The sequence below is a fragment of the Chryseobacterium sp. MYb7 genome (genome assembly GCF_002979455.1).
Classification (GTDB): domain Bacteria; phylum Bacteroidota; class Bacteroidia; order Flavobacteriales; family Weeksellaceae; genus Chryseobacterium.
Genome location: NZ_PCOU01000056.1, coordinates 1 through 7,630, shown reverse-complemented (window position 1 = coordinate 7,630; position 7,630 = coordinate 1). Strand labels below are relative to the sequence as shown.

The following is a 7,630-nucleotide window of genomic DNA, read 5'->3' as shown; positions in this document are numbered from 1 at the left end:
TGCTTATGTTGAAATTGGTTTTGATTTTAAAGAAGCTGATATTCTGTTGTACGACATGAGCGGAAGACAGCTTCAAAATATAAAAACCAAGAATAAGGTGACGAAGATCAATACCCAGGCTTTGGTTCAGGGAGCCTATCTGGTGACGATAAAAACTGATACGAACAAAACAGCGAATGCTAAACTAATCAAGAAATAAAAAACCATGGAAAAAAAACATAAGATTATAGTATTCCTGCTTACATTTTGTTCAGGATTATTATTCTCACAAAGTGCAACAGGCGAAAGTTTCACTTCAGCACCTTCTGCAGCATCAATGTCTAGTTTCATCAATGCTCCTATATCATTATCCACAGGGGTTCCGGACATTAATATTCCTTTCTTTGCGTTAGCTACTCATAACCCTGGAATAGGGCTTAACGTAGGAATATCTTACCACCCCGGCAATGCAGGTAAAACAAGCAAAGCTTCTGATGTGGGATTGGGATGGTCTTTATATGGAACAACCTGCCTGATTTATAGAGCCGTAAACCAATACAACAGTATACCTACAGATATTTATTACTATTCCTTTATGGGATTTAATGGTAAGTTTTTGTTAAAAGCTAATGCTTCAGGACAAAAAGAAATTACTTATATCACTCAGACCAATCTGGATCTTACTTATAATCAAGCAGAAGATACTTTTAAAGTTGTTGATCCATCAGGAAATACGTATTTTTTTAATAATAAAGATCAGAATATTTTTAGAAAGAATAATAACTCTACCTCGTATGTGTCAGCTTATTATCTTACTAAAATAAAGGATGTTTATCAAACTGAACCACTACTTTTCACCTACATTGAGGATAGCTATGTACCTAACGATCAGGTCCTAACTATGAAAAGTCTGAAAATCAGCAAGGTGACTTCACCAGATTTTGGATCCATTGAATTCAGCTATAATTTTAATGAGGCTCTTCGAAAGAAATTAACAGACCCTTATCAGCTGCAAACCGTAGCCTTGAAAAACAAAGCCGGAAAAGTGATTCAGAAATATACCCTGCAAAGTGACGATAGCGGATTTACTTATACTGAACCTTTACTATCCTCATGTACAGCGGAGGCAGTTCCTGATGGTTTCTATGATAGAAGAATGCTTCGTTCAGTTCAAAAATATGGAACGTCTACGCAATTTGAAAAAACAAGTTTTGAATATAACAACAGTCCTTTTACAGGAAGCAACTGGACTGAGTTTAAGTGCCATTGCCTTAATGGACCAGACGGTCCAAAGTTTTTAAACATTGGACTTCTCAGCACCATAAAATATCCAACAGGAGGGCAAACAAGGTATGAATTTGAACCCAATCAATACGAATTCAAAAAGACCCATATATTAGATCCATGGACTGTTTCTGGTGATGAGTATATACGTCCTTATGAATTCGTGGATCAGGATGCCCAAGTACTGGAAACTGTAGGTACTTTTAATTTTGATACCCATTTTACAGATACTTATACATTCAATATTCCATCAAACCCGGACGACTCTCAGGGAGGAAGTTATCTACTATACTGCGTAGATGTCACTGCTTATTACACTGATTCTCCTGTATGGGATCCAGGCTTGACCCCTTCTGTTGATATCGAGCTAACCTCATCAGTACTAGGAAATGATGGTAATATGAAATTTATGCCGGGAACCAATACTTTCAAAGTACTGGGAACAGGTGGCGGTGGTACTGTTACCATCAAAAGAATCAGATACAGATCCATTCCCCTTCCCAACTATACCACCGGAAATGGAGTCAGAATCAAAAAAATAGAATTTCTTGAAAATGGAATACCAGTAGATTCTGAAACCCGTTATTACTCTTATCAGCAGTTTGATGATAATGCTAAAACAAGTGGTTATTTGGCTTGGCTGAAAGACAGTCCGGTAGTTTACAAGAATGTAAAAGAAACCATTGGTCAGAATAAAGGATATGCCAAATATTATTTTGAAACGTTGAAGGATCATCCTGAGAATATAGATCCTGAAGGAGGGTTAGTAAGTCCGGTATCTCATTACAATATCCTTGTTAATGGTCTTTTAGATAAAAAAGAAGTTTTTGATGCCAATAATATGCTGGTAGCAAAAGAAGAAAATACCTATCAATTAACATCTATAGGAGATTCTTATCCACTTAGTGACATAATGACTTCAGGGGGTACCGTAAAGAATTCAATTGTTACCAAGCAGACCAATACCTCTACTTCTTTTGTAGGACAGGATGCTATTTCTTCAACAATAGAATCCACAAGAGAAACCACAAATCTCAATATTACAGGCAAAAAGACGATTACTCCCGAAGGAGATATTCTGGAAGAAAATTATAAATATCCTAAGCCAGCTGCTATGCGTTTATTTGTAGCAGGAATCAGAGACAGGGTCATTACTACTGAATCCAAAAAAAATGGGGTTACCCTTTCTAAAACAGAAACCCGATATGATGATACTACGCATTTATATCCAACTTCAGTAATCGGATTTTTACCTGATGATCTTACCCAGTCCATTAAAAATGCGGTGAACGATATTTATGATGACAAAGGAAATCTTGTTCAGTACAGAGCATTTCCGGATGCTGCGGATTCTTCTATAGGAGGAACGCCTACTACCGTAATCTGGGGATATAACAAGACCATGCCGATTGCCAAAATAGAAGGTGCAAAGCTATCGGACATTCCTGCTGCACTTGTCACATCCATTGTGAATGCCTCTAACGAAGATGCTGATGCCACTCCAGCTAATGAAGCTGCTAAAGAAACAGCACTGATCAATGCACTGAACACCTTCAGAAAAGATGCTGCTCTTAAAAATTTCGTGATCACAGCCTATACGTATGACCCGATGATCGGAATGACCAACACAATTTCGCCCAATGGTATGGCTGCAAAATATCAGTACGATTCTTTCGGCAGGCTGCAGAAAGTCTTCAATAATGAAGGAATTATGGTAAAAGAATACCAGTACAACAACAAAAACTAAACGATGAAAAACAATACAAACATAAACCATACAGGAAAACCGAAGATGAAAAAATATGTTTCGGTTTTCGCTTTGGCTCTTTCTATCTCTGTTTTTGCACAGACTACGACAGAGAACTATGTCTACAGCAAAGTTTCTTTATCTGAAGACGGCAGTAAAAAATCAGAAACCATACAATATTTCGATGGTTTGGGAAGACCCAAGCAGACCATTCAGGTAAAATCTACTCCTTTAGGACAGGATATTGTAATGCCGGTTACCTATGATCAGCTGGGAAGACAAACCAGAAGTATTTTACCGGTTCCAATGCCTACTTCCAATCTTGGAATACAGAATGTTTCTGAAGCTACAGCCAACACGTATTACGGAGTTCCCAACGCGTATTCCGAACAAAAACTGGAAGCTTCTCCCCTAGCGAGAGTTCTTGAAACCGCAAGCCCCGGAGCTGAGTGGGCCATGAATTCAGGTCATACCCGAAAAGCAGCCTATGAAATCAACAAAAACTCAGATAAGGTAAAGAAGTTCTCTTTTACCAACTCATGGGTCAGCGCAACAACAGTTTCATCTGTTCCTACCGTTTCTTTCTATAATGAAAAAGTATTGGTGAAAACTTCAGGAACGGATGAAGATGGTAATAAAACCATTGAATTTACCAATGGATTGGGACAAACTGTTCTGGCGAGAAAAGTTATTAGCGCTACAGAAAATGCAGATACCTATTATCTCTACAACGATTATGGGCAGCTTATCTATGTCATTTCTCCGAAAGCAGAGGCTCAGATTACCTCCAATAACAATGTTGTAACGCAGCAGATTCTGGATGATCTCTGCTATCAATATAAATATGACAATAAAGGAAGACTCGTAGAAAAGAAACTTCCGGGAAAAGGCCTGGAATCTATGATCTATGACAGACAAAACAGATTGGTAGGAAGCCAGGATGCTGAGTTAAACCAAAAAGGACAATGGTTATATACCAAATATGACCAGTTCGGAAGAGTGGCCTTTACCGGAATCTCAGCCGGAGGAAACAGAATTTCAGAACAGGCTTTAGCCAATAATTTTGTTTCCAATAATGTTAAAAGAACGGATTTTCCATTCTTTAACCGTGAAGGTATGGATGTCTTTTACGATCCGAACCAAACCTATCCTAATGTTGTCTGGGTAAAGTTATTATCTGTAAACTACTATGACACCTATCCGCAGTATAGTTTCAATCCTTCATTTCCTTCAAATATTGCAGGAAAACCCATTATGACAGATGATCCGGCAGGAAATGTAAGCACACGAACCTTACCTGTCATGAGCTTTGTAAAGAATGTAGAGGATGACAACTGGACTAAGAATTATAGCTATTACGATACCAAAGGAAGAGCCATTGGAGGATACTCTATTAATCATTTAGGAGGCTATACCAAAACAGAATCAGACCTGGATTTTGTGGGAGTACCGCTTCAGACAAAAGCCTATCACAAAAGATTAAATACTGATACGGAGAGAGTGATTACACAAACGTTCACTTATGACAACCAAAACAGGCTGCTTACCCATACCCATCAGGTAGACAGCAATACTCCGGAGATCCTGGCCCAGAATAAGTATAATGAGCTTTCTCAACTGGAATCTAAAAAAGTAGGGGGAACTTCTGCGGCGTCTCCCCTTCAGACTATTGATTATGCGTATAACATCAGAGGATGGCTTACTAAAATCAACGATCCGGCAAACCTGAACGGTAAACTTTTTGGCTATGAAATAAAATACCAGAATCCTGTTTATACCAACATTGCTACAGGGAAATTTAATGGTAATGTAGCAGAAATAGACTGGAAGAATTCATCTGAAAATGTTTTGAAAAGATATTCTTACTCCTATGATGTTCTTAACAGACTGAAAGATGCAATCTATACAGAACCAAATGCAACCAATCCTTATAACAACAATTATAATGAGAATGCGACCTACGACCTCAACGGAAATATCGCCACGCTGAGAAGAAATGCTTTTCCGGTATCGGGAACCACTTCTACCCTTGTAGATGATCTTACGTATCAATATACAGGAAACCGTTTGGATAAAGTCATAGAAAGCTCATTGAATGATACAGGTTATGAAGGAGGAAACAACCCTATTACTTATGATCTGAACGGAAATATGAAAGATATGCTGGATAAGGGTATTCAATCTATTGGATATAACTACCTGAATCTTTCCAATAATTATACAATTTATCAGACAAGTCCGTTCGGAGGAACTTCAAGCAGCGCTATAAATTACCTTTACCGTGCAGATGGAACCAAGCTTAGAAAAACGTTTTCCAGTACCCCAACGCGTGGATCAACAAGTACTAATATAACAGATTATCTGGATGGCTTCCAATACAGCTATTCTGAAGGAGGTGGAATATGTTTAACCTGTAGAACCGGAAATGCCTATGAACAGCAGGCATATAAAGGCATTTCCGGGTTTGGACTTCCAGGACAAGGGGTATGGAATTTAGATTTTGTCCCTACTGCAGAAGGAGCATACAGTTTCGCAGAAAACCGCTATATTTACCAGTACAGAGATCACCTTGGAAATGCGAGGATAAGTTTTGCAAAAAACAGCGAAGGAGCTCTTGATGTTACAGATACCAACAATTATTATCCGTTTGGTCTCAACCATATTTCAGGAATGTTAAGCATATCCGGTTTTGGAGGTTATTACTCTTATAAATATAATGGGAAAGAACTTCAGGAAACAGGCATGTTTGATTACGGAGCAAGAATGTATATGCCGGATCTGGGACGTTGGGGAGTTATTGACCCACTAGCAGAAGCATCCAGAAGGTTTACACCTTATCATTATGGGAATAATAACCCGATAAGATTTATAGATCCGGATGGAAGACTTACCGTAGATAACCTACAAGGAGGATATAGTACAGGAAGTGCTGTAGCAGATTTCATGTACAGAACCGGCTTAAGCTCAGATGAAAGAAATATGCCGTTATTCTACCGTAATGAGGGTGGAGCAATGATAAGAACCGAAGCCTTAGGTAATGAAGGACAAGGTGGAGGTGGTAGTTTCACCTTCACTGGAAAATATGCAATATCCGTGTTTAATTATTTTAATAATGGAGGAAGAATGTCCGGACTTAGCTTTAGTGAAACTGAGATCACATGGTATACGGGTACTGCTACCCAAAATGCTTATAGAGAGGGTGACGATATCTATTCAGAAATAAATCTCGGAGGAATACATAAAGCAAAAATTTCTACTCATGAACCAACCTTTTTGGGGGATTTTCTTGAAGGTGCTAAACATGCAGATAAAAGTAACTTCAATGCTGTATCCGCTTGGACAGGATATGCTGGGTTTTATACATTGAAATATGAAAAACTAATGCATTATACAGCAAAAATTTCATCAACTTGGGCTAATAAGGCAAGTGCATTAAAAGGAGCCAAAGGATTTGCAGTGGCAGGAAAAGGATTAGGAGTTTTAGGTGTGGGATTTAGTGCACTTGAAGATTATCAACAAAATGGAAAGCTTGGAGTAGGAACTGCCGTCAAGGTTGGAATAGGCTTAGCAACTACTTTTGCAGCAGGAGCATTAGCTCCTTGGGCATTAGGATATGTTATTGCAGATTTGACTGTAGGTATTGTAACAGGTACAACCATAACAGACAGGATAGCTGCTGGTGTTGAAAATACAATAATTGGACGATTAAATAATTAAATATGTTAAGATTTTTTGACATGATGTATTACCATCTTGCAACATTTTACCAACGATTCCATAAAAAAACAAGTGGATGGCAGTTACAAGCATCATTCATAGTAAGTATAACACAAGCTATGCTAATACTAGATTTATGGATGATAATAATTTCTATTTTTGATATTCAAAAAAAAGCAGGAGTATATGAAAAAATTATCTTTTGTATTATTGGATTATGTTTAATTTTCTATAATATGAAAAGATATGAAAAAAAATACCAATATTATAAATCCATATGGGGTGTTTACAGTGGAAATCAAAAAAAAATACAAGTTTTTTTGACTTTTTTTACAGCTGTTTTTGTTTGGGTTTTTGTCTTCATTTTAGGATTTGTTTTCAATAAATACAAGTAATTCTATTTAATGATTCAATAGCATAACCAAGACTAATTATAACAGGTTTCACTTAAATAAATGGTCATGAAAGATTTTTTTGATTACCATTATTATAGAGTTGCAAAATTTTATTATAAGAGGGATGGAGCGGATGCTACAACAGCATTAATAAGTGTATCAGCTGTTCAGGCATGGATTGTAATTAATATTCTATTATTTATAAAAGAGTTATTTTTTCAGGATATAAACCTTAAAAAATATGGCTGGATTATATTTCTAATTGTGATGGTCGGAATTCTGATTTATAATAATATCAGATATAAAAACAAATACCAGGAATTAAGAAATAGGTGGATTAATGAAAATAGAAAAGATAAAACAATGAAAGGGTTAATAATTATTCTAACAATTATTTTTTCATGGCTATTGATATTCATTAATTTATTAATAAACCTGTTTAAACTTTTATTTTTCTTAGGAACAAAATAGAAAAAGCCAGATAATGTAGGCTGATCCATGTAATATT

General features: G+C 36.8%; 5 protein-coding genes. All 5 read left to right on the top strand.

Annotated elements, in window-relative coordinates; all coding sequences use genetic code 11:
• Positions 1-199 (top strand): T9SS type A sorting domain-containing protein (locus tag CQ046_RS23185; protein WP_133166631.1); only part of this gene is annotated, 199 nt, incomplete at its 5' end.
• A 6-nt stretch (positions 200-205) separates the two neighbouring features.
• A complete protein-coding gene (locus tag CQ046_RS23180) occupies positions 206-3,010 on the top strand; it encodes a hypothetical protein (protein WP_105704534.1) in 2,805 nt (934 codons plus the stop codon).
• A 3-nt stretch (positions 3,011-3,013) separates the two neighbouring features.
• Positions 3,014-6,727 carry a DUF6443 domain-containing protein gene (locus tag CQ046_RS23175; RefSeq protein WP_105704533.1) on the top strand — a complete coding sequence of 1,238 codons (3,714 nt, stop codon included), beginning with the start codon at positions 3,014-3,016 and terminating at the stop codon, positions 6,725-6,727.
• Between the two features lie 2 nt (positions 6,728-6,729).
• The gene (locus tag CQ046_RS23170) at positions 6,730-7,122 is read left to right on the top strand and encodes a hypothetical protein (RefSeq protein ID WP_105704532.1); all 393 of its coding nucleotides are present in this window, start codon (positions 6,730-6,732) and stop codon (positions 7,120-7,122) included.
• Positions 7,123-7,188: 66 nt separating this feature from the next.
• A complete protein-coding gene (locus CQ046_RS23165) occupies positions 7,189-7,593 on the top strand; it encodes a hypothetical protein (protein WP_123906678.1) in 405 nt (134 codons plus the stop codon).
• The last annotated feature ends 37 nt before the right edge of the window (positions 7,594-7,630 follow it).